Source organism: Xanthomonas arboricola pv. populi (assembly GCF_002939945.1).
GTDB classification, from domain to species: Bacteria; Pseudomonadota; Gammaproteobacteria; order Xanthomonadales; family Xanthomonadaceae; genus Xanthomonas; species Xanthomonas arboricola_A.
The window spans coordinates 23,718-49,169 of the sequence record NZ_MDEB01000002.1; the positions used below are offsets into that span (position 1 = coordinate 23,718).

Annotated in this window: 19 protein-coding genes and 2 tRNA genes; 7 read left to right on the plus strand and 14 right to left on the minus strand. The window is 63.5% G+C overall.

Annotated elements, in window-relative coordinates; translation table 11 throughout:
* Positions 1-36 precede the first annotated feature (36 nt).
* The 4 genes from XaplCFBP3123_RS06420 to XaplCFBP3123_RS06435 are packed head-to-tail and all read right to left on the minus strand — an operon-like array spanning position 37 to position 3,751.
* Positions 37-1,248 (minus strand): chemotaxis protein CheW, encoded by a 1,212-nt coding sequence (locus XaplCFBP3123_RS06420; protein ID WP_104533334.1) that lies wholly within the window; start codon positions 1,246-1,248, stop codon positions 37-39.
* Positions 1,245-2,027 (minus strand): ParA family protein, encoded by a 783-nt coding sequence (locus tag XaplCFBP3123_RS06425; protein WP_104533335.1) that lies wholly within the window; start codon positions 2,025-2,027, stop codon positions 1,245-1,247. Before XaplCFBP3123_RS06425 ends, XaplCFBP3123_RS06420 begins: the two co-directional genes overlap by 4 nt.
* Position 2,028: 1 nt before the next feature.
* Positions 2,029-3,003 (minus strand): flagellar motor protein MotD, encoded by a 975-nt coding sequence (gene motD, locus XaplCFBP3123_RS06430; protein WP_104533336.1) that lies wholly within the window; start codon positions 3,001-3,003, stop codon positions 2,029-2,031.
* Between the two features lie 7 nt (positions 3,004-3,010).
* Entirely contained in the window at positions 3,011-3,751 is a 741-nt protein-coding gene (locus tag XaplCFBP3123_RS06435) for a flagellar motor protein (RefSeq protein ID WP_104533337.1), read from the minus strand.
* A 652-nt stretch (positions 3,752-4,403) separates the two neighbouring features.
* Here XaplCFBP3123_RS06435 and XaplCFBP3123_RS06440 point away from each other — a divergent pair.
* From XaplCFBP3123_RS06440 to XaplCFBP3123_RS06450, 3 genes are all read left to right on the plus strand, one after another.
* On the plus strand, positions 4,404-7,559 hold the full coding sequence (locus tag XaplCFBP3123_RS06440; RefSeq protein ID WP_172453174.1) for a TonB-dependent receptor: 3,156 nt from the start codon (positions 4,404-4,406) through the stop codon (positions 7,557-7,559).
* 125 nt (positions 7,560-7,684) lie between these two features.
* A tRNA-Pro gene (locus XaplCFBP3123_RS06445) sits at positions 7,685-7,761 on the plus strand.
* Between the two features lie 42 nt (positions 7,762-7,803).
* Positions 7,804-7,880, plus strand: a tRNA-Arg gene (locus tag XaplCFBP3123_RS06450).
* A 108-nt stretch (positions 7,881-7,988) separates the two neighbouring features.
* Here XaplCFBP3123_RS06450 and XaplCFBP3123_RS06455 read toward each other — a convergent pair.
* Positions 7,989-10,232 carry a S8 family peptidase gene (locus XaplCFBP3123_RS06455; RefSeq protein ID WP_104533338.1) on the minus strand — a complete coding sequence of 748 codons (2,244 nt, stop codon included), beginning with the start codon at positions 10,230-10,232 and terminating at the stop codon, positions 7,989-7,991.
* A 4-nt stretch (positions 10,233-10,236) separates the two neighbouring features.
* Positions 10,237-11,178 (minus strand): AAA family ATPase, encoded by a 942-nt coding sequence (locus XaplCFBP3123_RS06460; RefSeq protein WP_201798633.1) that lies wholly within the window; start codon positions 11,176-11,178, stop codon positions 10,237-10,239.
* Positions 11,179-12,200: 1,022 nt separating this feature from the next.
* Between XaplCFBP3123_RS06460 and XaplCFBP3123_RS06475 the strand changes: the two genes are divergently transcribed.
* From XaplCFBP3123_RS06475 to XaplCFBP3123_RS06490, 4 genes are all read left to right on the plus strand, one after another.
* Positions 12,201-12,614 (plus strand): SymE family type I addiction module toxin, encoded by a 414-nt coding sequence (locus XaplCFBP3123_RS06475; RefSeq protein WP_065046170.1) that lies wholly within the window; start codon positions 12,201-12,203, stop codon positions 12,612-12,614.
* A gap of 89 nt (positions 12,615-12,703) precedes the next feature.
* A complete protein-coding gene (locus XaplCFBP3123_RS06480; RefSeq protein ID WP_172453132.1) occupies positions 12,704-13,342 on the plus strand; it encodes a hypothetical protein in 639 nt (212 codons plus the stop codon).
* Between the two features lie 101 nt (positions 13,343-13,443).
* Positions 13,444-14,145 (plus strand): hypothetical protein, encoded by a 702-nt coding sequence (locus XaplCFBP3123_RS06485; RefSeq protein ID WP_253254153.1) that lies wholly within the window; start codon positions 13,444-13,446, stop codon positions 14,143-14,145.
* A 104-nt stretch (positions 14,146-14,249) separates the two neighbouring features.
* Positions 14,250-15,152, plus strand: a complete 903-nt coding sequence (locus XaplCFBP3123_RS06490; protein ID WP_043088337.1) for an XVIPCD domain-containing protein — start codon at positions 14,250-14,252, stop codon at positions 15,150-15,152.
* A gap of 252 nt (positions 15,153-15,404) precedes the next feature.
* Here the strand turns inward: XaplCFBP3123_RS06490 and XaplCFBP3123_RS06495 are convergent, their stop codons facing one another.
* The 8 genes from XaplCFBP3123_RS06495 to flhB all read right to left on the minus strand — a co-directional run bounded on the left by XaplCFBP3123_RS06495 (position 15,405) and on the right by flhB (position 25,349).
* A complete protein-coding gene (locus XaplCFBP3123_RS06495) occupies positions 15,405-17,063 on the minus strand; it encodes a chemotaxis protein CheA (protein ID WP_104533343.1) in 1,659 nt (552 codons plus the stop codon).
* A gap of 2 nt (positions 17,064-17,065) precedes the next feature.
* Entirely contained in the window at positions 17,066-17,692 is a 627-nt protein-coding gene (locus XaplCFBP3123_RS06500) for a protein phosphatase CheZ (RefSeq protein ID WP_047125418.1), read from the minus strand.
* Entirely contained in the window at positions 17,692-18,084 is a 393-nt protein-coding gene (gene cheY, locus XaplCFBP3123_RS06505) for a chemotaxis response regulator CheY (RefSeq protein ID WP_002813536.1), read from the minus strand. Before cheY ends, XaplCFBP3123_RS06500 begins: the two co-directional genes overlap by 1 nt.
* A gap of 23 nt (positions 18,085-18,107) precedes the next feature.
* Positions 18,108-18,875: an RNA polymerase sigma factor FliA gene (locus tag XaplCFBP3123_RS06510; protein ID WP_104533344.1), complete on the minus strand. Its 768-nt coding sequence runs from the start codon at positions 18,873-18,875 to the stop codon at positions 18,108-18,110.
* Positions 18,872-19,756, minus strand: coding sequence for a MinD/ParA family protein (locus XaplCFBP3123_RS06515; protein ID WP_102597091.1), 885 nt, complete (start codon positions 19,754-19,756; stop codon positions 18,872-18,874). The genes XaplCFBP3123_RS06510 and XaplCFBP3123_RS06515 overlap by 4 nt, the downstream gene beginning before the upstream one ends.
* Positions 19,743-21,425 carry a flagellar biosynthesis protein FlhF gene (gene flhF, locus XaplCFBP3123_RS06520; RefSeq protein ID WP_104533345.1) on the minus strand — a complete coding sequence of 561 codons (1,683 nt, stop codon included), beginning with the start codon at positions 21,423-21,425 and terminating at the stop codon, positions 19,743-19,745. Before flhF ends, XaplCFBP3123_RS06515 begins: the two co-directional genes overlap by 14 nt.
* Before the next feature lie 703 nt (positions 21,426-22,128).
* The gene (gene flhA / locus XaplCFBP3123_RS06530; RefSeq protein ID WP_172453176.1) at positions 22,129-24,201 is read right to left on the minus strand and encodes a flagellar biosynthesis protein FlhA; all 2,073 of its coding nucleotides are present in this window, start codon (positions 24,199-24,201) and stop codon (positions 22,129-22,131) included.
* Positions 24,202-24,218: 17 nt separating this feature from the next.
* Positions 24,219-25,349, minus strand: coding sequence for a flagellar biosynthesis protein FlhB (flhB, locus tag XaplCFBP3123_RS06535; RefSeq protein ID WP_104533348.1), 1,131 nt, complete (start codon positions 25,347-25,349; stop codon positions 24,219-24,221).
* Between the last annotated feature and the right edge of the window lie 103 nt (positions 25,350-25,452).

Here is a 25,452-nt window from a genome sequence, read left to right on the forward strand (position 1 = left end):
GTTGCGCGTGCAGGTGCGCGTCAGCTGCGCGGTGGATCAATGCAGCAGATGGCTGGCATCGAGCAGGATCATCGGTTGATGGCCCAGCCGCGCGACGCCGCGGAACAGGTTGTTGGAAATGCGGCACAGGCGTGCGTTGTCCGGCGGCTCGATCTGCTGATCGGTCAGGCTGGTGACGTCTTCCACCGCCGACACGCGCAGGCCCATGGTCTCGCCGTTTTCTTCCAGCACCACCACGCGCGTCTGCAGATCCATGTTGATCGGCGCCGAGCCCAGATGCATGCCCAGATCGATCACCGGCACCACCTGGCCACGCAGATTCATGATGCCGAGCATCGCGCTGGCAGTACCGCGCAGCGGCAGCAGCGGTACCGGCAGCACCACTTCCTGCACCTTGAGTAATTCGAGCGCATAGGTCTGTTCGCCGCAGCGCAGCCGCAGCCAACGTGTACTGCGTTCGGCCGCGCGCCGCTCGGCATTGATACGCTCGGCCTGGCCGGGTGCCAGCAGCGCTTCAAGGCCCTGCTGATAGACCGGCGCCTGTGGCGCGCGGTGGGGTGCCTGCATCGGTGCAGGTGCAGGCTGCACCGGTGCCGTCGGGGCAGGTGCGGCATCGGCAAAGGCCGGATCGGCATCCAACTCGGACAGCAGGTCGGCAGCCAGCAGATCGGCGCCGGAGGCAGCGGTGGCGAAGGCCGGGTCCGCGTCCATTTCGGCCATCAGATCGGCGGTGCTCATGAACGGGCTGGGTGCAGCGGTGGCGAAGGCCGGATCGGCATCCATTTCGGCGAGGAAATCGGCGGCGATGTCGGCGGCGCTGGGCGCGGCGACCGCTGGCGGGCCGAAGGCCGGGTCGGCATCCATTTCGGCGAGGAAATCGGCGGCGATGTCTGCGGCGCTGGGCGCGGCGACCACTGGCGGCCCGAAGGCCGGGTCGGCATCCATTTCGGCGAGGAAATCGGCGGCGATGTCGGCGGCGCTGGGCGCGGCGACCGCTGGTGGCCCGAAGGCCGGATCGGCGTCCATTTCGGCGAGGAAATCGGCGGGAATCGGGTTGGCAGTCGCCGCTTCCGAGACAGCGGCGGCTTCGGTAGCCGAGGCAGTTTGCACCGGCGGCTCGGCCAGCGCGACGTCTGCGTCAGCAGTTGCCGGTGCCACCGCGACCGCGACGGGGATCTCGACGCCGGTATCGTGCAACAGGCCTTCCAGATAATCGTCCAGCTCACCGTTGGCGGTGTGGTTGCTCATGCGGCTTGCTCCATACGCATCGCGTCATCGGCCAGCACCCATTCCAGCGCGCGGCGATAGGCGGACAGGCCGCGGCCCTGATAGTCGCCGCCGGTAGCGGGGATGGTGAGCGCGGCGGCATTGCAGATTCGGGTATCCACCGGCACCGCGTCTTCCCAGACGACAGCGCCGTAGGTGTCCTGCATCTCCTTTAGCGTCTCGGTGCCGGCGCGGGTGCGACGGTCGAACAGGGTTGGCAGGATCGACACAGGCAGCGGGCGGCGGCGCGAGCGCTGCACCATATCGGCGGTGCGCACCATGCTGGCCAGGCCATGCAGCGCCAGCGGCTCGGCCTGGGTGGGTACCACCACGCGATCGCAGGCGGCCAGCGCATTGATCATCAGCAGGCCGAGCGTGGGCGGGCAGTCGAGCAGGATGTAGTCATGCTGGCCGGCATGCCGGGTCATCGCATTCTGCAAAGCCAGGCCCAGGCCGGGCTGGTTGGCGCTGCGGCGCTCCAGCGTGGCCAGGGCGGCTTGCGCACACACATAGGACAGGCCGGGGATGGCGCTGTCGTGGGCCAGGCTGGCCAGGTCGCTCGGCGGGGTGCCGAACAGGTCCAGCACCCCGCGCGGCGGCGGGTCGATCGCCACACCGAACGCGCGGGTGAGTGAGGAGTGCGGATCGAGGTCGATCAACAACACCCGGTGGCCGAGCGCGGCCAGGCCACGACCCAATGCCAGCGTCGTGGTGGTCTTGCCGACGCCGCCCTTCTGGTTGGCGATTGCCCAGATACGCATCTCACTGCACTCCTTGAATTACGGCGGGGACGGAACTTGTGCCGCTTTCGGTGGTGACGGCCGTTTGGCCGCCGTCAGACTTGGGAAGCTTGGGCGCCCCGGCGGCGGTCGCATGCATCTGCGATGGCGGATCGGGTGCGAGTGAGCCAGCCGAGTCAGCGAGGATGATCAACACCACACGCCGGTTCGCATTCCGTCCCGCCTCAGTGCTGTTATCGGCACGTGCGCGGAATTCTCCATAGCCCACCATCGCCAATCGCTGCGGGGCGATGCCGTCGTCGGCAAACAGGTGCACCACGCTGGCAGCGCGCGCGGCCGACAGCTCCCAGTTGGAGGGGAACTGTGCGGTTGCGATCGGCTGGTTGTCGGTATAGCCCTCCACGCGCACGCCGTTGGGCGCATCGCGCAGTACCGCGGCCAGTGCCGACAAGGTGTCACGGGCGTTGCCGGCCAATGCCGCCGAGCCGGTACCGAACAGGATGTCGCTGTTGATCTCCACTTCGATCCACAGATCGTTGCGGCGGATGGTGATGAGTTTCTGGTCGATCAGCGGCGCCAGCGTCTTGCCCAACTGCTGGGCCACCGCGTCCATCTGCCGCTGCGCACGCGCCAGCTGCGCCTGATTGCGCAGCGACACCGGCATGCGCATCTGCGCGGCCATCGACGGCAGCAGGGTGGGGTCGGTCGGCCCGTTGGACGCGGCCATCGGCGTGCCGGCCTTGATCACCGACGGGCGGTCGTAATCGGCGCCCAGGGTCTGGGTGTTGCCGATCTGCACCGGGCTGGCGGCGGTGGACGAGCCGCCGAAGGCGGTGGTCAGCGCCTGCGCCATGACCTTGTACTTGCCCTCGTTGAGCGAGGAGATCGCGTACATCACCACGAAGAACGCCAGCAGCAGCGTCATCAGATCGGCATACGGAATCGCCCACGCTTCGTGGTTGCCATGGTCTTCGTGATGTTTGCGACGGCGGGCCATGACGGGACTAATGCAAGTATCCGGCCAATTTCGACTCGATGTTGCGCGGGTTCTCGCCCTGGGCGATCGCGATCAAGCCTTCGATCGCCATTTCGCGCTCGTTGGTGCTGCAGTGGATGACGCTCTTGAGCTTGGCGGCAACCGGCAGGAACAGCAGATTGGCCGAGGCGATGCCGTAGATGGTGGCGGTGAACGCGGCGGCGATGCCGTGGCCGAGCATGGCGGGGTCGGCCAGGTTCTTCATCACCGCCATCAGGCCCAGCACCGCACCGATGATGCCCAGCGTGGGCGCATAGATGCCCATGCCTTCGAACACCTTGGCCGCAGCGAGATCCTGACGCTCCTGGTTGTCCATTTCGATCTCGAGCATATGCCGTATGGATTCGGGCTCTACGCCATCGACCAGCATCTGCAGGCCCTTGCGCAGGAACGCGTCGTCCTGCCGCGGGAGCTGGTCTTCCAGGCCCAGCAGGCCCTGGCGGCGAGCGATGTTGCTCCATTCGACGATGCGCGCCAGCAACTGCGGGCGGTCGCTTGCCGGCGGCTGGATCACCCAGCGCAGGATCTTGAAGGCGCGCCGGAAAACCGCCGGCGAGGTATGCAGCAGGATCGCCGCCACGGTGCCGACGATCACGATCACGAAGGCAGCCGGCGACCACAGCGACGAAATGCCGGCGCCTTTCAATACGCTGCCGCCCACGATCGCCACGATCGCGAGCACCAGTCCGATAATGCTGAGTCTGTCCATGGAAGCGATATCGGCGCGAGCGCGGCGGACTTGATAGACGCGCTCGGTCGACGCGCCAGAAAGTTGTCGTTTTGCGGCATGGGCCGCTTCCACGCTGGCGTCGATGCAGGGGTGACAGGTCATCGGCGCATGCGCTTCCGACCAAGGCGTGTCATCAATGCCGCAGCAGGCCCTGCCGCCCTTGCGCGTGCACGCAGGCAACAAGCGCGCGCATGTTCGGTGTGGCGACCGCGTTGGCGATGGCCGCCAAGCGGCGTGTGGTGGGCGATGCCCTCAGCTCGATCCAGTCTCTTGCTGAGCTCGGTTTTAAATCAGGTGTGTGCTGGCGCTTCGGCAAACCGCTTGCGTCCGGTTGCGGGCAAGGGTGTGTTGCTTGCAGCGATCACGCTGCTGCAGCCGGCGACGCGGTAGGCCGCGCCATGCCGCGTGCAAGCGTAGCGGGCCGGCCGGCCATCGTGGATGCCTTACAACGCCGCGGGCCTATTGCGGGGCAGAATGCGCTGCCGCATGGGCTGTGATACTTAGGTTTCCACTGCATTAGAACGATCTAGTCGCATCTGCGCAGAAGGGGGGAGGAAAGAGGAGGAGGCTGGGTCGCCGCAACGGCGCCGGATATTTCTGCGTCACTTCGCGCGGCGTCTTTGTCCGATCGCTGGATCGACAGGAATCCGCCGAAGCCGATCACTATTGGGAGAGCATGATCGAAATGAACTGCATGCCATTCGCACGCCACCGCAGCACGCTGTCCGCCGGTATCGCCATCGTCTTGTTCGCGAGCACCGCCTCTACCACCGCTGCCGCCCAGCAGGCCGACGGCACGCCGGCGCCCACGGGCCAGGCCGAGGTGCAGGCCACGGACCTGGATGCGGTGACGGTGACCGGCTACCGCTACGCAATCGAAAAAAGCCTGGAGCAGAAGCGCAACGCCAACGCCGTGGTCGATGTGATCACCGCCGAGGACGTGGGCAAGTTCCCCGACAAGAACGTGGCCGATGCGCTGCAGCGCGTGCCCGGCGTGGTCATCAGCCGCGACGGCGGCGAGGGCAAGAATGTCAGTGTGCGTGGCCTGTCCTCGGAGCTGGTGCTGACCGAATTGAACGGCAACTACATCGCCACCGCCGAGTCCAATGGCGACCCGACGCGCTCGTTCAACTACACGCTGCTGCCGTCGAACCTGCTGGGCAGCGCGGAGCTGTACAAGACGCCGGAAGCGCGCATCGACGAAGGCGGCATCGGCGGCACGGTGATCCTGCAGACGCGGCGCCCGCTGGAACTGGAGCCAAACTCCGGCTTCGTTTCCGCCGAGGGCACCTGGTCCGATACCAGCAAGAAGACCGACGGCCAGTTCTCCGGTTCGTACTCGTGGCACGACAAGGACAACCGCTTCGGTGTCTTCGTTGGCTACACGCAGCAAAAGCGCACCGCGCGCACGCTCGATGCCAGCACCGAGAGCTGGCAGTGGTACGGGCGCGACGAAGTCGGCCCGGCGGTCGACGTGAACGGAAATCCCTCGGACTTCAATGCCAACTGGTGGGGCGGGACCGGTTTCTGGACCCAGGACGGCAATTACTCCACCGGTTTCATGATGCCGACCGCGGTCAGCCTGGGCGCCAAGCGCGAGGAGCGCGAGCGCAAGGGCGCGCAACTGACCTTGCAGTTCAAGCCGACCGACGACCTGACGCTGACCGCGAACTACTTCCGCTTCGACCTGTCGCAGAACTCGCAGACCAATACCATCAAGATTCCCGAGTGGAACATCGCGCGCTATGACGGCGACGGCAACTGGCGCGGCGGCCGTCTGCTCGACCGGCTGCAGTTCGATTCCAGCGGCACCATCGTCACCGGCGCCGCCTACAGCCTGCGCCCGGGCAAGACCTACTACTGCAGCGAGGCGCAGGCCGCCGCGGCCGGCCTGCCGCCGGGCGGCTGGGGCTCGGACGATTGCACCGTGCCGACGCCGCAGATCACCGGTAGCTACAACATCGAAAAATCGCTGTCGCAGACCGTGGACCTGGGCGGCGAATGGCGTGGCGAGCAAGTGGACGTGGCGTTCAAGGCGGGCCGCACCTGGGCCAAGGGCGGGCCGGAGCTGCAGTTTTCCCTGCCGATCAAGCCGCGCCTGCAGAACGCCGACGGCAGCTGGACCAGCGCCAACTTCGCCAGCGCCTGGGACCTGACTGGCACGCCGTCCATGACGTTCTCGCCGGAGCTGATGCAGAACCTGCGCGACGGCATCCTGCAGGTCGACCTGGGCTCGACCGGCTCGTCCTGGACCCGCAACACCAACCAGCAGCAGTACGCGCAGATCGATACCACCTGGCATTTCGACGGCGAGGTCTTCGACTCGCTGCAGTTCGGCATCAAACGTCGCGACGGCGGCATCCACCGCAGTACCGGCAACAACTACTGGGTGTGCCCGGGCACCGATCCGGGCGACTACGACAACCGCTACTGGAACGGGCGCTGCAATGCCATCGCCACGCAGTTCTCGCCGGGGCTGCTGTTCGCGCAGGACAACCTGGCCGGTGGCGTCAACGCCAGCGCGTTCCCGGCGATCAACTTCCCGGGCTACATCGGCTATTTGAACCAAACCTACGGCGCGATGCAGACCCGCAGCGAAGACAACTTCGTCTACAACGTCGACGAAGAGATCTATTCCAGCTATCTGCAGCTCAACTTCCACACCGGGCGGCTGCGTGGCAACGTCGGCGTGCGGGTGGCGCGTACCGGCCAGCGTGCCGATTCTACCGACAAGGTGACCGCCTACAACGACTACTTCTTCGACGGCGCCGACGGCAACCCGCTGGCCTGCCAGCAGGGCGCTGCCATGCCCGGCAGCGCGCCGGCCGACACCTATTGCGGCACCGAAGGCTACTGGCGTTTGGCCGACAGCGTGCAACGCACCGAGTCGTTCGTGGTCAGCGGGCTGGACCGCAACTACACCGACGTGCTGCCAAGTTTCAACCTGGCCTACGACCTGACCGAGAACCTGCTGCTGCGCGCGGCAGCCGCGAAGGTGATCGCACGTCCCAGCTACAACGACATTGCCGCGCCTGGCAGCCTGGAGTTTTACAGTCCCGAGTACGTGGCCGACCGGCGCCTGACCGGCGGTGCCAGCGAGCAGGGCTGGTACGGCTCGGGCAGCAACAAGAACCTGGAGCCGTACAAGGCCAACCAGTTCGACCTGGGGCTGGAATGGTATTTCCTCCCGGGTTCGGTGGCGGGTATGGGGCTGTTCCGCAAGAACGTGGAGAACTTCGCGGTCGACGTGATCAGCGACGTCAACATGATGGTCGACGGACAACCGGTCACCGTGCAGAACTACAGCACCCAGGCCGGCGGCCAGGACGCGGTGTCGCAGGGTGTGGAGCTCTACGCGCAGCACACGCTGCCATTCGGTCTTGGTGTGCAGTTCAACTACACCTACAACGATGCCAGCAAGGCGGCGGTGCGGCTGGAGGACGGCACTGAGGTCGGCAAGACCTCCATGCCGGGCAGCGCCAAGAACCAGACCAACCTCACCGTATTCTACGAGACCGACAGCCTGCTGCTGCGCGCCTCGTACAACCGTCGCGGCGAGCTGGTGCAAGGCTTGGTCAACGGGTTGAACGTCTACGAGGAGCCGTACTACCAGGTCGATCTGAACGCGGCGTACAACATCACCCCGGCACTCAGCCTCACCGCCTCGGTGCTGAACCTGACCAAGCAGGAGTCCCGCTCGCACCTGGGCGAGGACACCCGCGCCCGCTTCTACACCGGCGGCTACGCAGGCCGGCTGGCGTACCTGGGGCTGACCTACAAGTTCTAGCGCCAACGTGTCGCGCCCATGCCTACCGCGTGGCGGTATGGGCGCGATGGTAAAGAAGTTAACCTGGAACCGTTATTTGCCCAAAATAGCCGACCTTTCCAGCCTTCGGGATTGAAAGGTCCCGCCGGGGTATAGCGCAGTCTGGTAGCGCGCCTGCTTTGGGAGCAGGATGTCGGGGGTTCGAATCCCTCTACCCCGACCATTCCGAGCTCTTGACGGCGTGGGAATGCGAAGTTCGGTCCGGGCGCCCGTAGCTCAACCGGATAGAGCACCGGCCTTCTAAGCTGGCGGTTAAAGGTTCGAGTCCTGTCGGGCGCGCCATTAGTAGCAAGGGCTGAGGGCTAATCTGAGGCTCACTCCCTAAATTTCTCCCTAAAATCCCAAATGTAAGAAGCCGTTTCGTAATCGCCAGCGGCTACTTAAAGTTAATCATTCAGTTTGGATCGAAACTTCAACGTCGTTGACGGCGCTCTCTACGTAGTTGCCCAAGCTAGTTGCTACTGAGTCATAGATGGATCCGTCTTGACCAGTTGTGCCAGTTAAGGTCAGTACGAAGGCAACTTGGCTAGCTTCGATCTCCATGTTGTTTGTTATGCCAAATTGATATAGATCCCTGGCGAATATGCGTGCGCATACTCGCATAGTTGTTCCGCTGAACGACTTTCCGGTGGGAATATTTTCTGCGTGGTGGCGTACAGGGTTCCACTTCGCATGCTCCGAGCGAGCTTTCAACTCTGGATCAGTATCCTCTTTCATCGACCCGGCAAGGTTGCCCATCTTTCCTTTCGCAGTTGTGTACTGCAATGCAACCTGAAGTCGTGTTGAAAAGTAGTTGGCAGCACCGAGCTCCGATACCTTCGGGGTCAAGATTGCTGTTAAGCAGACACGGCCTTTAAGCTTTCCATTGAAGATCAGCTGGGGCGGAATTGGAATGTCTTCCCAGTAATACCACTGACCAGCCTTGAGCTCCGAGGTCCATAATAATGTCACGGAGTCATCGTTGCATTTCCAAGGTACGTCGTGGCTCATGCATGGAGATCCCCAGCCGAGCCTTGGCTCATAGGCATTTCTGTCTGCGGTATTGATTAGAAGTGCACGGACCAGATCGGGAGTTGGGGCTTTGAGATTGTGAAATGTGTGGGCAGCCAGGCTCGAGACTAGGGCAGTAGCAAAGCTGCTGCCGGTGAGCTGATTGCCCCCTAAGCCTCTGAGGGTGGAAAACCATGAGAGCTCTGGCTTCATCAATCCCTCGGGTCCTGGACCACCAAGGCAAGCCGGACAAGCAGTTCCAGGTAGATCGGCTTCGGCTATTCGCCCACCAACAGTTAAAGCTGCTTCACAGTCTGCGGGTGGACATGGACGCAGTTCAGAGCAGTGGTCTACGTTACCAACTGAAATAACAGGCAAAATTCCATACTCGCGTGCAATCTTATGGATATCATGGCCAAGAACGCTCATCTCATGAGGTGAGCCTGGTTCAACTGGTTCATTGAATGACAAATTCCATACCTTCGTGTCCCCATGATGGCGTGCGATGACCGAACGAAGGTAGCTCTGGAAAGCAAGCCTGGCCGGGCTGCCGGGATCCGAAGTAGCGATAGCTTGAGCTATGCCCAATCTGCACACTAAATCAGGAATTTTTAGATGTGTGTTCCAAGCTGAGCCGTGTACTACGAGTGACGCAATGCGGTTTCCATGGGCTCTATTTGCTGAGACATCCGCAACTAGTGAAGGGGCTTCCCAGGCAACCATAGGTTTATAGCTGTTCGCAAACAAACCGCCGTCTATAACCCCGACAATTGGCTGCCATTGCTCGTCGGGGATCGGTCGTTCTGGATCTGGAGCGGTGGGTGCCTGGGTGGCCTGGATCTGACGAATCGGATCTATTCTGAAAACGCTCCCGGATGCTATTAATGCATTGAGAGAATTGACGTCGCGAGCAGCAATATTCAAACGTGTGAAAGGGTTCTGCCGATATTCCCGTGTTGCTCGGGCAAGGCTGTTAGCTGAGTTGGCGGTTTGTATTTGAAGCTGATCAGCGTCTGATCCTGGTTCGCGTGTTATGCCGACAAGATCGTTAATCCCGCTTATCAAATTGTCTTCTTGCAACTTGGTTATGGATGCGACAACGCTAGTCCTAGCCTCTGCTTCAAAGAATGGTGCTAGCCAAACAGTAAACAGCCTCCCGCTGTCGATCTGGGTTGCTGCATCCCAAATGGAGTTGGTAGTTCGGCCACCCAGAACGTCACTATCGCCCAGCGACATTACAGAGCTAATTCTTGAAACTGCAATACGTACATCAGTACGCGCACTTGTTTTGACAATTGTCGATATCGCTTCCGATGCGTTTAGATCAACTTCAGCAAGGTAGCCACCTCGAAAGGGAGCAACAAGTTGGCTTCCCAAATCAGCGCGAAATAGAGCGTCGGGCTCATGCGAAGGTGCTAGTGAGTCGTCAAACATCTTGACGGCTACGAGAGACCGTCCGGCGTGTATACCCGTAGTTCGCCGAGAGATCTCCTCGAACTGCTCTCCCAAAACAATGCGTTGCTGATCCAGACGGTCGCTTTTTATATGTGCCTCAGTCGGATTTCGGCCGGTAACAGTCGCTCTACGTGGGTCGCGCTTGAGGGTGAGTACCGGATTGAGTACGGGTCTAATATCAGTAGCCACTTGATCATCCTTTCAGGTAGGCGGAGACTGTCTGTCTGCTGATTTTCAAAAAGCGTGCGACATCTGATTGTGCTGCTCTAAACCTGTTTACAAGTTCTTGGGTCAATAGCTTGCGAGCATCTGTTGCATTCGTTGCCGCCATATCACTATTTGCACGGTTCTCTTGCAGTGTACGTAAAGCTAGAGCCATCCAATCGATTTCCTTTGACTCGACCACCGCGCGTCGTCTTGACGCTAAAGCGAGCTGTTCGATATCTGCTCCAGTCAATCCCTCGGAGAGGTGGGCGAGTATATTCGCGTTCCCACTGAGGTCTTCGTTATCTCCTAAGAAGTAGGCCCATAATGCTTGACGTAGATCAAAGTCGGGGAGGCCGAAGTTTATTTTGTATGAGAATCGTCGCCATATTGCAGCATCAAGCATCTGAGGGTGATTGGTCGCCCCTATTACCACGGCCTCTGCATCTAAACTATCTATGCCTTGGATGACGGTGTTGACGACTCGCTTCAATTCCCCAAGTTCATTTCTGTCGTCACGCATTTTTGCTAGGGCATCTAACTCATCAAGAAACAATACCGCGTTTTTCCCGGCCACAAAGTCGAAGATGGCGCGGATGTTTTTGGCCGTGTCACCAAGCATGGATGAAATGACAGAATCTAACCTAGCGACGTAAAGCTTGCGGCCCATTTGGGCTGCTATTTGGCCGGCGATAAGTGTTTTGCCAGTCCCTGGTGGCCCTGATAATAGGAGGGATAAGCGAGAAGCAATACCCTTTGCTGCTAATAAAGAATAGTTTTCGGCATCACTTAGGAAGTTCTCATACTGCTCCCGAGCAGGTTGCGACAAAAAAGTTGGTGCGCTGGGCCAACTATGTTCTTCCACCAACGGCAGGCGAGACTTTGCATCTACCGGCAACATTTCAGTGAAGCCAGAGGCTTGAAGTGGCACACCCTTCTTGCTTAGTGCTGAGCGTAGACGGCGCGCTCCCTCTACATCGCAGACGTCTAGCTCCCGAGCGAGTCTCTGACCCACCCTGCGGAGCCTTGTGTAGTCGGCCGCCAACGCGGCCTCTGCGAACTCTACAATTGCGTTTGAATCGACAGCGTTCATCTATGTGCTCAGATTACGGGCGTGTATGTAAGGATGGAATAGTCACTAGCCAAGTGTACGGGCCAGTTTGTCACGTTTTACTGAGCATTTGTCAGTCAATTGTCGTCGGCGGGCTCAGCGTGAGCAAGTTCGTGGTTATAAACATGAACCATTGCGTCTGTTCTGTGACCGCTCGCTAGCTTTTTGTCGCCCTTTGTATCGGTGACGCCGCGGTGCTTGAGTCCATGCATCGTGATGGGTCAGGTGCACTTATCAGACGACGGCGCTCGGCTTGCGTGTCCCGTATGGAACTGCGCCAGCGGCGGACACAGGCGCGGGAGACCTGCCAGCGTGTATTGACACGCGAGACCGCGTACTTGCAATCTAGCCCCAAGGAGCGTCGAAACTCCTCTCATAGCGGTACCCACCTCCGTCAAACCGGTGGGTTTTTTGTGCCTGCGTCCTGCAGGTGCAAGCCGACGCAATGCCTATGTCGGGAGGGCGGCTAATACAACACCCGCAAGGGGAATACGCCCGCCGGCTATGAGCGGTTTCGAACCTCCCGACATCCCGTCGCCGTTGGCGGCGGTTCTTGGGTTGTTCCAGGAGGGCGTTGCCATGTCTACCGCACCATCCATGCCGGCATCTGTACCGGTTGATCTGTTGCCAGCTTCCGCTCACTGCCTGCGGTGGGATGTGGGCGAGGTGCTGCGCCGGCGCGCCGCACGCGCAGCTGTTGAGCAGGCGAGCGCCCATTCCGCGCATCCGCTGAGTTGGCAGCCCGCTGTGTTGCCGCACACCTTGCGCCGCCGGTTCGCACGCAAGGCCGTGGCGTTACAGCAGCGCGCTGCCGCATCCACCAACCACCACCCGGAGGCGCCATGACACGCCGCCGCCCACCCACGGCATCTGCCAGCGCACGGCCCACCCGCACGCGTACGCGCCCCGCGCCACCCAAGCGGGTGCAGTGGGTTGTGGTGGAACCCGACCGCACCAAGCTGCCACCGATGCTGCCGCCCGACCCGGACGCCTCCCCGCAAGGCCCCGGCACGCTACGCGCACCCCGCCGCGCCCGCCGCCCGCGCCAATGCACCGTCAGCTACACCCATTACCCCGGCGCCCACGACCACGCCGGCGACCAGCACGTGCCCCACGTCCGCCTCAGCGGCCTATGGCTGGAACAACTGGGCTTTGCCATCGGTACCAAGCTGCGCATCACCGCCAGCGAAGGGCAGCTGTTGATGGAGGTGTTGCCGCCGGTGGAGGTGCCGGCCAAGGCGCGCAGCGTGCGGTGATGATGGTGCGGCTGCCAGACCCCTTGCGATTGACCTCGGTGCCGGATGCCACTAGCGTCGCAGCCACACCAGCGCACAACGGACGCTTCATGATCGCGCGCCCCCTCTACGCCTTGCTCGCCACCCTCGCTCTGGGCGCATGCGCCCACACGGCGGCCACCCCAGCCCCGGCAACCGTCACGGAGACATCGGCCATGAATTCCTCAGCCGAATCCAAAGTCGCTCCCGTTGGCAGCGAACCCAGCGGGCCGATACGAACGGCAGAGGATGCGCTCACCCGCATGCTTGCATTGATTCAAGCAATTCACGGACTGGACGATCTGACACCCGACTACCTGCAGTCCAAAATGGGGGTTCCGGTGACGCGTGCGGCAGCTGATCCCAAGCGTTATGGCGCCAGTGCTCCGCTTAACAGTGAGTGGGGTTACAGCTTTGGGATGGATCAGACGCCTACTGCGGGGCGTTGGTTCGAGTTCACCTTTGTTCCAGCGCAAGCGGGTGCTTCCCCGTCCATGACGGAGATCTGCGGGATCGATTTCGATACGTTTACCAAGAAGCTGGAAAACATCGGGTTTGTACGTCAACGCAACATGGTGGAAGACGGCCGCTGGATGAGTGATCTCTACACGCGCCCAGGGATGCGTGTAGAGGTTTTCCCGAGAGGTGAAGCTGCGGAACCGCAAGAGTTGGTGGCGCACAAATGCGTCGAATGGGTCTATATCCGATAAGTTGAGGTAGCGGACATGTCACTCAGCCCTGGAGTTGTCAGGCCTCATAAAGCAATGCGTGCATAGGGCATTGGGGGTAGTTGAGAGGCGTGCATGACACGATGACATTGAAAAACTGTCAAAATTCCCCCTGCAGCACCAACACTTATTGGAGAAAGGCCGTGCCCCTTGCAAACGATCCAATGCGCTTTGCACTCACGGCATTGATTACCTGCCTGATCGCTGGCTGCGGCCTGCAACCGCCGCCTGCAAACGTGCCTATCGCAAAGGAGCAGATAGAGATGAGAACGGTCGTCCCGTTGGTACGGAGTTTGACCCCACATGATCGTGGGCCTACAGAGCTGGAATTCGATGTGCCCGCACTGTCCGACGACGCGACTCCTCCCGTTTTCATCGGTGTGCGGATCACCGGTGTCGATCCAACTGTCGTCTCCCAAAGTGCTGACAGGCTGATTGGCGCTGGTGTTTCGGCCGAGCTCCACTTGGAGCGTATTGAACCATCCGGTCCGGTCTCCGTGGAATTGCAGCGTAGTCAGCGTGTGGGAGTAGGTCAGCAGGCGTCCATTCCCTTGTCAGCTGATGGTATGGCTCCTGGTCTGTTCGCTTTTGATGCGGACGGTACGACGCTGCAGGACGCCGGTTTGTCTACTGAACAGACCGCGTCCAGGGAGTTGGCGTTCGGCTATAGCAATGCTGTCCAGCCAGGCCGTTATCGGCTCAAACTGCGCTTTGATCAGAACGCCGAGGCGCTGGTTGCAGCTAATGCTCAACTTCTTGTCGCTTACACCTACAAAGGAAAGTGAGGGGAAGGAGCATGGATGATCATGGAAGGCACTATGCAGTCACTGTCTACGTCGCTGCCGCAGGTACGCCGTTGATGGCCGGAGGCACATCCTTCGGTGGCCATATGTACTACTCGATTGACGACGGAACGACTGTCAAAAGTTATGGGTTCTCACCCATCAAGCATGGCGAGGCTAGCGGGCCAGGAAAAGTTTCGTTCAATGACGTCGATACCTACCAAAAACCATATTACTCACGCACGATGGAGATCGATAAGGCGCAGTATGAAAAGCTGGAGGCCTTCGGCGCGGCCCCTGCTAAGCACGGGTTCAATATGGAATATCACGGTGCTAAAAACAGTTGTATCGACTTCACATGGGATGCGCTCAATCACGCTGGACTGCACCGGAAGACAAAAGATGGAGTTGATAAAGGCTTTGAGGGGGATATCAGACCCGTAGAAAACGTAGATGATATCAAGAGCATTCCTGCTCCTGTGCCTAAAAGTGAGTTGAATAAGGAGCACAACAATCCCAAGCCCAAGCAGGAACTTTGGCAGAAGGTGATTGGTGAGGCGCAGCCGCCCGGTGAGCAGGTATCTCCACTACAGGAAGTAACACAGCTCGCGAGAGTGCTGCCAACAGATCCGCTGCATCACCAAGCAGAAGAAGCCGTTCGCCGCCTTGAGCAAGGTCTCGGCCGCGAGTACGACGACAACAGCGCACGGCTGGCAGCAAGCAGCGCGTATTTAGCCAAAGAGAACGGGCTGTCGCGAATCGATCATGTCGTGCTGAGCGAGAACACCAAGTCCGTGCGGCAGGGCGAGAACGTCTTCGTTGTGGAAGGTGCGTTGAACGATCCCGCTCACAAGATGGCGCATATGAAGACAAGTGATGCGATTGCGCAGCCCGTCGAGCAATCCTTGGCGCAATTACAGGCCTTGGGCGAAACTCAGCGCCAACAGCAATCCCAGCAGCAGGAGCAACAGCGAGAGCAGTCGATTGCGCCTCAACACCGGATGGTGTGAGGGCTAGTGAAGTAACGGTTCTGAAATAACGGTTCCAGATTCAGTTCCACGGCAGCCTGGCCGTCGCCAAACCATCGCGCCCATGCCTGCGCGAGTAGCGGCATAGATCGGCAGCGATGCTGGTAGTGAAACGACAACGGCCGCAGTACGCGGCCGTTGTCGTTAGATCAGGCAACCAGGATCGTCTTGACGATTCCCGATTCCCGATTCCCGATTCCCGATTATCCCAATCCCAATCCCGAATCCCCAACCTCAATGATCGCTGGAGCGCAGCCCATCCACATCCAGGATCAGCGCCATGCGGCCGTCGCCGATCAGGGTGGCGCCGGCATAGCCGGGCAGGCCGCGCAGGGCGCGGGGCAGGGGCTTGATCACCACTTCCTCGCGGCCGCGCACCTGGTCCACCACCAGGCCGAAGCGGGTTTCGCCGGCCTGCAGCAGCACCACGGTCAGCAGCGGCGGTTGTTCGGCAGGCACGCCCAGCCAGCGGCGCAGGTCGATCAGCGGCAGGGTGTGCGAGCGGCGGTCCAGCACGGCGCGGCCGTCGAACCAGCCCAGCGAGGTCTGCGGGGCATGCAGCACCTCGACCACGCGCGCCAGCGGCAGGGCATACACCGCTTCGCCGGCCTGCACCAGCAGGGTCGGCAGGATCGCCAGGGTCAGCGGCACGCGGATCATGAAGCGGCTGCCGCGGCCCAGTTCTGACTGGATCTGGATCTGCCCGCTGAGTTCGCGAATGCGCGATTGCACCACGTCCATGCCCACGCCACGGCCGGAAATGTCGGTGACCTCGGCCTTGGTCGAAAAGCCTGGCATGAAGATCAGATGCAGACACTCGTCGGTGCTCAGACGGGCAGCGGCTTCGGCGTCGATCAGACCCTTGTTGCGGGCGATTTCGCGCAGGCGTTCGGGGTCGATGCCGGCGCCGTCGTCCTGGATCTCGATGCTGACGTAGTCGCCTTCCTGCTGCGCGGACAGGCGCACGTGGCCGCTGCGCGGCTTGCCGGTGGCTTCGCGCAGGGCCGGCGATTCGATGCCGTGGTCGATCGCATTGCGCACCAGGTGCACCAGCGGGTCGGCCAGCGCCTCGACGAGGTTGCGGTCCAGTTCCGTCTCGGCGCCGATCAGTTCCAGTTCCACTTCCTTGGACAGCGTGCGCGCGACATCGCGGGCCACCTTGGGGAAGCGCGCGAACACCTTGCTGACCGGTTGCATGCGGGTGCGCATGACCGCGGTCTGCAGCCGTGCGGTGGCGATGTCCAGGGTGCTGACCGCGCGATCGAGTTCTTCGTCGCGCAGGCGGGTGCGCAGGGTTTTGAGGCGATTGCGCGACAGCACCAGTTCGCCGATCAGGTTGACGATGGCGTCCAGGCGCTTGGTGTCCACGCGCACGGTCTGTTCGGCTTCGGCACCCTTGGCCGCCGCCTTGGGCGCGGCCTTGGCGCCAGGCGCCGGTGCATGGCCGTCGTCATGGGAAGGTGCGGCCACGGCAGCCAATGCGGCTTTTGGCGCAGCCTTGACCGCCGGCGGGCCGCTCTTGGCATCGAACTGCGCAATCAGCGAGGCCGGTGCGTGCGGCACGGGTTCGCCCGAGCCCATCGCATCCAGCATGGCCTGCAGATAATCCAGCGACTGCTGCGCGGCATCGAAGTGATGCGCCTGCAACACCGCCTGGCCGGAGCGCGCCATGCCTAGGGTTTCTTCGGCGGCGTGGCACAGTTCGACCATGGGCTTGATCGCCAGAAAGCCGGCGCCGCCCTTGAGCGTGTGGAAGCCGCGGAACACCGCGTTGAGCTGGTCGGCTTCGTCCGGTGCCTGTTCCAGCGACACCAGCTGTTCGCCGAGGCGATCCAGGATTTCCTGGGCCTCGACAATGAAATCGGCAGCAATATCGTCTGGAACAGCACTCATGGTTACAGCCCCAATCCGGACAGCAGGTCGTCGGCGTCGTCCTGCGACACCGCGTGACGGTCCAGGCCCTTGACTGCAGGACCGGCAAGACCGCCGTCGTCTTTCTTCGGCTCGGGATTCTTCGGCGGCAGGCCGAGCGCACCGAAGCCTTCGTGCACGCGCCGCACGATCCCGGCCACGCGACGGATGATCTGGCCGCTCAGGTCCTGGTAGCTCTGCGCCAGCGACAGCTCGGTCAGATTGTGGCGCATCTTGTCCATCAGCGCGCCCTGGTCCTGATTGAGACCGCCGTCGCGCAGCTGGTTGGCCAGCTCGCGGCATTCTTCGACCAGATCCAGCGTGCGATGGCTGGCCTTTTCGGTCATTTCCACCACGTGATCCAGGCGCGAACACGCATCGTCCAGTTCGCCGGCTTCCTCGGGCACGGTGGGCAGTTCGCCGAGCGCCTGGCCGAGTTCGCGTGCGAGCCGGCTCAGGCCCTGCATCATCGGACGCGTGCGCAGCGCGGCGAGGTGATCCACCTCGCGCTTCCATGCGGCTTCGTCACCGCTTTCCAGTGCATCGAGCGCGCCCTGCAGGCGCTCGATCAAGGCAGCGCGTTCGGCATTGGTCTCCACGGTGGCGTTCATCAGGCGGTCGCCGCCAGACGTTCGAACACCTTGCCCAGCTTCTCTTCCAGCGTCTGCGCGGTGAACGGCTTGATGATGTAGCCGTTCACGCCGCACTGCGCCGCTTCGATGATTTGCTCGCGCTTGGCTTCGGCGGTCACCATCATCACCGGCAGATGCTTGAGCTTGGCGTCGGCGCGGATGTTGCGCAGCAGGTCGATGCCGGTCATGCCGGGCATGTTCCAGTCGGTGACCACGAAATCGAACGGGCCGGCCCGCAACGCAGCCAATGCGCTGTTGCCGTCTTCGGCCTCTGCGGTATTGGTGAAGCCAAGATCGCCCAACAAATTCTTGACGATACGTCGCATCGTCGAGAAATCGTCCACGATCAAAATCCGCATGTTCTTGTTCACATCAAGCTCCTAACGCGAAAAAATTATTCGTCAATTTCGACACCGGCGTCGGCCAGTTCGAAGACCTTGAGGCGGCCGCGCAGACGCACCACCGCCTGGCCATGGATCTGGCACACGCGCGATTCGCTGACACCGAGCACGGCGCCGATTTCTTTCAGGTTCAATTCCTGTTCGTAATACAGCGACAGCACCAGCTGCTCGCGCTCGGGCAACTGGCCGATGGCCTTGCCCAGCTCGCGGCCGAATTCGCCACGCTCCATCATCTGCTGCGGATTGGGGCCACCCTTGGCGGTGGTGTCCAGCTCGCCGTGATCCTCGATCCGCGACTCCAGGCTCAGCACCTGGCCGCGGGCGGCATCTTCCATCAGACGCAGGTAATCGGGCAGCGGCATCTCCATTGCGGCGGCCACTTCGGTGGCGGCGGCGGCGCGGCCGGTGTGCTGTTCGATCTTGCGCACGGCGGCGGCGGCGTCGCGCGCGCGGCGGTGCACCGAGCGCGGCACCCAGTCGCCACGCCGGATCTCGTCGATCATCGAGCCGCGGATGCGGATCGAGGCATAGGTTTCGAACGAGGCACCCTGCTCGGAATCGTAACTGCGGGAGGCTTCGATCAGGCCGATCATGCCGGCCTGGATCAGGTCGTCCACTTCCACGCTCGCCGGCAGGCGCGCGGCCAGATGGTGGGCGATGCGGCGGACCAGATCGGCGTGCTGGGTGACGATATCGTTGGCGTTGTTGCGCTGCACGGCACGGTAGTGCGCGGTGGCCGTGGTTGCAGTAGCGGTGCTCATGCGGCCACTCCCCGTTGGATGATGCGTTCGACGAAGAACTCGACGTTGCCGCGCGGCACCGTGGGAGCCTGCCAGCGCGAGGTGCGGCGTGCGATTTCTGTAATGGCCTGCGCCGATGGACTGGCGGGGTAGGCCTTGATGACCGGTTGTTGACGTTGCACCGACAGGCGCAACCAGTCGTCCTGCGGCACGTGGCCGAGGTAGTTCAGCGACACGTCGCCGAGGAATTTTTCGCAGACCCGCGACAGCTTGTCGTACAGCAGGCGACCTTCGTTGGGGTCGCGCACCATGTTGGCGATGATCTGCAGGCGGTCCACGCCGCGTTCGCGCGAGAGCACCTTGATCAGCGCGTAGGCGTCGGTGATCGAGGCCGGCTCGTCGCAGACCACCACCACGGTGTCCTGGGCGGCCTGGCAGAAGGTCAGCACGCTGTCGGTGATGCCGGCGGCGGTGTCGATGACCATTACGTCCAGATCGCGTTCCAGTTCGGAGAACACGTTGACCAGGCCGATGTGCTGGGCCGGGGCCAGTTCGGCCATGTGGCGGCGACCGGAGGCGGCCGGGACCACCAGCACGCCGCCGGGACCTTCGATGATCACCTCGTCCAGCGTGCAGCGGCCGGCGATCAGGTCGGCCAGGGTGTACTTGGGCGACAGGCCCAGCACCACGTCCAGATTGGCCAGGCCAAGGTCGGCGTCCAGCAGCAGGGTGCGCTTGCCCATGTCGGCCAGCGCCACGGCCAGGTTGGCGGAGATGTTGGTTTTGCCCACGCCGCCCTTGCCACCGGTCACGGCAATGGTGCGCACCGGGCCCAAAGGCTCGGGACGGGTCGCCGACAGGGGGAAGGCGTTGGTCAGCTTGGCGTATTCACGCGACTGCATGGTTGTGCTCCGGAGTACAGGGCTTATCGGCAGCGCGCCGCAAATCTTCAAGGCGAAGAACGAGACTGGCGGCATTGGCGCGGTGCAGGTCGTCGGGGACCCGCTGTCCGTCAGTCACCCAGGTGATGGGCATTTGGTGATCGACGACGACCGACAGCGCACTACCGAAGCGGCCGGTCTCGTCAAGTTTGGTCAGCACCACGCCCTGGGGCTTGGCGTGGGCGAAGCGGCGCACGACCTCGTCGAGGTCGGAAAAGTGCGCGTTGGCAGGCAGCACCAGCAGCGAGGTGACCTGGTGCGCGGCGCGCAGCCAGTTCAGCTGGGCGGCCAGGGCGCGGTCGCGCTGGCCCATGCCGGCGGTGTCGATCAGTACCAGCTTGTAGTCGCGCAGGCGCTCGAGCAGTTCCAGCAGGCTCTCGGCGCTGTCGGCCTCGTGCACGGCGATGCCGAGCTGACGGCCGTAGCTGTGCAGCTGCTCGCGGCCGCCGACGCGCTGGGTGTCGGTGGTGACCAGGGCTACGTCGCGCGGGGCGTGCTGGGCGGCGAAGCGCTGCGCCAGCTTGGCGATGGTGGTGGTCTTGCCGGCACCGGTCGGGCCGACCAGGGCGATCACGCCGCCGCGTTCCAGCGGGTCGACCGGAGCCACCGGCAGACGCTTGGACAGCAGCCCCAGCATCAGCCCGCGGCCGCGGTGCAATTCGGTATCGGCCGGGATCTGCAGCGCCACATCGCGGATCAGGCCGGCGTCGAAGCCGTAGTCGTCCATCAGCTCCAGGGCCTGCGCACGCACCGGCGAGCCGCGCAGGCGCTCGTCGGTGAGGCGGTTCATTTCGCGCTCGATCATCTGCCGCATCAGCGCCAGCTCACCGCGCAACTGCTTGAGTTCTTCATCGTTCTGCGGCGCCGGGACGGCGGCGGCCGGCACCGCGGCCAGCGCCGGCGGGGCGACCACCAGCGGCGGCAACGCGGCCGGCGGCAGGATCTGCGGCAGCGCGTCCAGGTCGAAGTCGGCGTCGTCGGCCAGCGTGTCTTCGTCCTGGTCGTAGCCGGCCTGCGCGGGGGCAGCGGCGGCGGCCATGATCGGGGTCGGCGCCTGCACCGGGGCGGCCTGCACGGCGGCGCGCTGCACCGGCGCGGTGGTCAGGAAGTCGGCGAACAGCTGTTCCGGCACGGCCGACAACGCGTGTTCCTGGCGCGGCGCGGCGGACACCGCGACGGCGCGGGCCAGGGCCTGGGCGGCGGGCGAGGGGACGGCGGCGCTACGTACCGGTGCGGCGACCGGCGCCTGGCGCGGCACGTTGACCGGCTGGCGCAGCGCCATCGCGGCGATCATGTCCTCGGCGGCGCTGGCAACGCGCTGACGCTGGCTCGTGCCGGCATCGGCGGCCGGCGTGACCGGCGCGTGGACCGGTGCGGCCGCCGCTTGCGGCACCGGGGCCTGCTGGGCAGGCGCCGGCGGGACCGGCGCGGTGGCAACCGCCGGCGTCTCGGAGCGCGCGGTTTCCAGGGCGCGCTGCACGAGTTCTTCGTCGTAGTTGCTGGCAGCGACGATTTCGATGCCTTCGGCGGTGCGGCGATTGGACAGGATCACTGCATCCGGGCCGTGTTCTTCACGCACCATGCGGAATGCGGTGCGCATGTCCGGGGCAACGAAGCGTTTGATTTTCATGCGTAGTGCCTCCAGGAACGGGACCCGCCGGACGCCGGACGGGTGCGCGATGAATGTGGGTGTATTGCCAGCGTCATGAGTTGCCTGTCCCGTTCGGTTGTTCCAAGTCCTGCTCTCGCCCCGCAGCGGTGACGCTGGCTGCGGTCTCGTCAGAGCTAATGCATGGGGCGTGCCAAAACGCGGTGCCGGGGTTCCGGCGCGCGAATCTGGAAGATCCCGACAGCGCGGAAGCTGTGTCTTCGGCCTGGGTGGAAGGCTTCAAGTCGCTGGATCGATTGACTTTTCCCCGGAAGGACAATGCGTTGGCGTTAGCCGTGCACGGGGATGCGCTGGCAGGCCGGGCGTCGGGCCTGGAGTACTCGGAAAGTCTCGAAGCGACCAGGGTCGTGCAATCGATTGGATGTCCGCACCAGTGGCGGCTTTCCGACGCGGGTGTGGTGGTCGGTCCCCGGTCTGCAGCCATCGCTGGCCAGCGTGATGGCATAGGTTCGTAGGAGCGCACCTCGGCGCGCTGGACCGTGCCGGTAAAGCCCCTCGCGCCCGGGTGCGCTCCTACAGTGGTGTCGGCCACTGTGCCTGGTCCACGGCGTGTCGTCGGATTGCCGGGCGTTTCGTAGGAGCGCACCCGGGCGCGATGGCCGTCCCGGTAAAGCCGTCGCGCCCGGGTGCGCTCCTACGGGGTGCGCTTGTTGGCGGGCCGGTCTCAGCTGATCGTGCCGACCAGCTTCAGGCGCTTGTCTTCGGGCACTTCGCTATAGGCCAGCACCGACAGGGTCGGGACGCTGTGGCGGACCAGGCGGGCCAGTGCGGCGCGGACCTGGCCGGGCACCAGTACCACCGCCGGTTCGTTGCGGGCTTCCTGCTTGCCGACGCAGTCGGCCAGGCTCTGGTGCAGGCGCTCGGCCAGGCCGGGCTCCAGCGCCACGCCGTTGCCGTGGGTGGATTCCTGCAGCACGCGCTCCAGCTGCGGGGCCAGCGTGTAGACCGGTAGCTCGGCCGACATGCCGGCGATTTCCTGCACGATGAAGCGGCCCAGCGAGGTGCGTACCGCGGCGGTGAGGGTGGTCGGGTCCTGGCTGTGCGGGGCGTGTTCGACCAGCGCTTCGACGATCTTGCGCAGCTGGCGCACCGGGATGCGCTCGATCAGCAGGTTCTGCAGCACGCGCACCACCACCGACAGCGGCAGCGCCTTCGGCGTGAGGTCTTCCACCATCTTCGGCGCGGTCTTGGCCAGGGTCGCCAGCAGCTGCTGCACTTCCTCGTGGCCGAGCAGTTCCGGGGCGTGTTCGCGGATCAGGTGCGACAGATGCGTGGCGACCACGGTGGCCGGGTCGACCACGGTGTAGCCCATCGATTCGGCATAGGCGCGTTGGTGCGGCTGGATCCAGGTGGCATCCAGGCCGAACGCCGGGTCCTTGCCGGGGATGCCGTCGAGCTGGCCGAGTGCGCCGCCCGGGTCCAGCGCCAGTTCGCGGTCGGGATAGATTTCGGCGGTGGCCACCGGCACGCCGTGCACCAGCAGCCGATAGGCATTGGCCGACAGCTCCAGGTTGTCGCGGATATGCACCGGCGGCACCAGGAAGCCGATGTCCTGGGTAAGCTTGCGGCGCACGCCCTTGATACGCGCCATCAATTCGCCGCCCTGGTTCTTGTCCACCAGCGGAATCAGCCGGTAGCCCACTTCCAGGCCCAGCGGGTCGATCGGGCGCAGCTCGTCCCAGCTCAGCTCCGAGCTGGCCTGGGCGGCAGTGGCCGCGGCGGCGGCCTTGGGGTCGGTGGCCGGGTCGCCGGTCGGCGGGATGACCAGGCTGCGCTTGTACATCTTCCAGGCGATCACGCCCAGGATCAGGCCCAGCGTCAAAAACGCGACGTTGGGCATGCCGGGCACCAGGCCGACCAGGCCCAGGATGGCCGCAGCCACCGCGAGGGCGCGGTGCTGGCCGAACACCTGGCTGATCATGGCGCCGCGCATGTCCTGCGCGCGCGAGGCGCGGGTCACCAGCAGGGCGACCGAGGACGACACCAGCAAGGCCGGCAGCTGCGCCACCAGACCGTCGCCGATCGACAGCAGGGTATAGGTGGAGGCGGCATCCACAAAGCTCATGCCGTGCTGGAACATGCCCACCGCCATGCCGCCGATGAGGTTGATGAACAGGATCAGGATGGCGGCGATGGCGTCGCCGCGGATGAACTTGTTGGCGCCGTCCATCGCGCCGTAGAAGTCGGCTTCCTCGCGGACTTCCTCGCGACGGGCCTTGGCCTCCTCGCGCGTCAGCAAACCGGCGTTGAGGTCGGCGTCGATGGCCATCTGCTTGCCGGGCATGGCGTCCAGGATGAAGCGCGCGGTCACTTCCGACACGCGTCCGGCACCCTTGGTGATGACCACGAAGTTGATGATGGTCAGGATCGCAAACACCACGATACCCACGGCGTAGTTGCCGCCGATCACGAACTGGCCGAACGCCTCGATGACCTTGCCGGCCGCAGCATGGCCGTCCTGGCCGTTGATCAGGATCACGCGGCTGGAGGCGACGTTCAGCGCCAGCCGCAGCATCGTGGTCATCAACAGCACGATCGGGAAAATGGTGAATTCCAGCGGGCGCTGCACGTACACCACCGCCAGCAGCACCATCAGCGAGATGGCGATGTTGAAGGTGAACAGGGCATCCAGCACCGGTGCCGCCAGCGGCACCATCAGCATGGCCAGCATGGCCATCAGGGCCAGCGGCGCGCCCAGGCCGTTGCGCAGCAATTCCATCACACGGCGGGCGTTCATCGGGGCGGGTTGGGCGCTCATGCGCTGGCTCCCTTGCCGAACTCATCCACGTCCAGGGACGGCAATTCCGGCATCGGGCCGCCGTTCCAGCCACGCAGCTGGTAGACGTAGGACAGCACCTGGGCCACGACCGAATAGAGTCTCACGGGAATTTCCTTGCCGATTTGCGCTTCTCTATACAAGGCGCGTGCCAAAGGCGGGGCGGTGACGATCGCCACCCGATGCTGCTCGCAGGCTTCGCGGATGCGGAAGGCCATCTCGTCCACGCCCTTGGCCACCACGATCGGGGCGCGCATCTTGCCGCCTTCGTACTTGAGCGCCACCGCGTAGTGGGTCGGATTCATCAGCACCACGTCGGCCTTGGGCACCGCTTCCATCATCTGGCGCTGCGACATCTGCATCTGCATCTGGCGGATGCGGCCCTTGACCTCCGGGCTGCCCTCGCTTTCCTTCATCTCGCGCTTGATCTCTTCGCGGGTCATCTTCAGCTTCCGCAGCCAGTTCCACTTCTGGTACGGCGCGTCGATGGCGGCCAGCAGCACCAGCGCGCCGGCGGTGTAGAACAGCAGGCTCTTGGTGAAGTCCAGGCCGTTGCCCACCGCCTGTTCCAGCGGCTGGTTCACCAGCGAGCGCAGGCCGTGCAGGCCCTTGGAGATGCACAGGCTGGCAGCCAGGCCGACGAACAGCAGCCGCAGCACCGACTTGACCAGCTCGGCCAGGCTGTTGCTGCCCCACATGCGCTTGATCCCGTTCATCGGATTGAGCTTGGTGAGGTCGGGCATGATTGCCTTGCCGGAAAAGCGCAACCCGCTCATCAGCAACGGGCCGGCCAGACCGGCGGCCAGGCAGATGCCGATCAGCGGCAGCATCACCCACAGCAACTGCAGCAGCAGGTCGCCGAAATGGCCGAACAGCGCCATCGGGTTTTCGCGCATCTTCGGGTCCGGGCTGAGCGCGGTCTTCATCCAGACACTGGCGCCATCGCCGATGCCGCGCGCCAGGGCCATCAGCGCGAACACGCCTGCACCGAACACCGCAGCGGTGGACAACTCGCGCGATTGCGGGACGTTGCCCTGCTCGCGGGCTTCGCGCAGGCGTTTTTCGGTGGGAAGCTCTGTGCGCTCGCCGCCGTCTTCGGACTCGGACATGGAGGTGCCGGTGACTGGTCAGCCCTGCGTCATGCAAGTGGCGTTCCAGTTGGTGGGGCCGGGAGTGGGGAATCGGGATCGGGGATTGGGGGAGCGGCGGCCG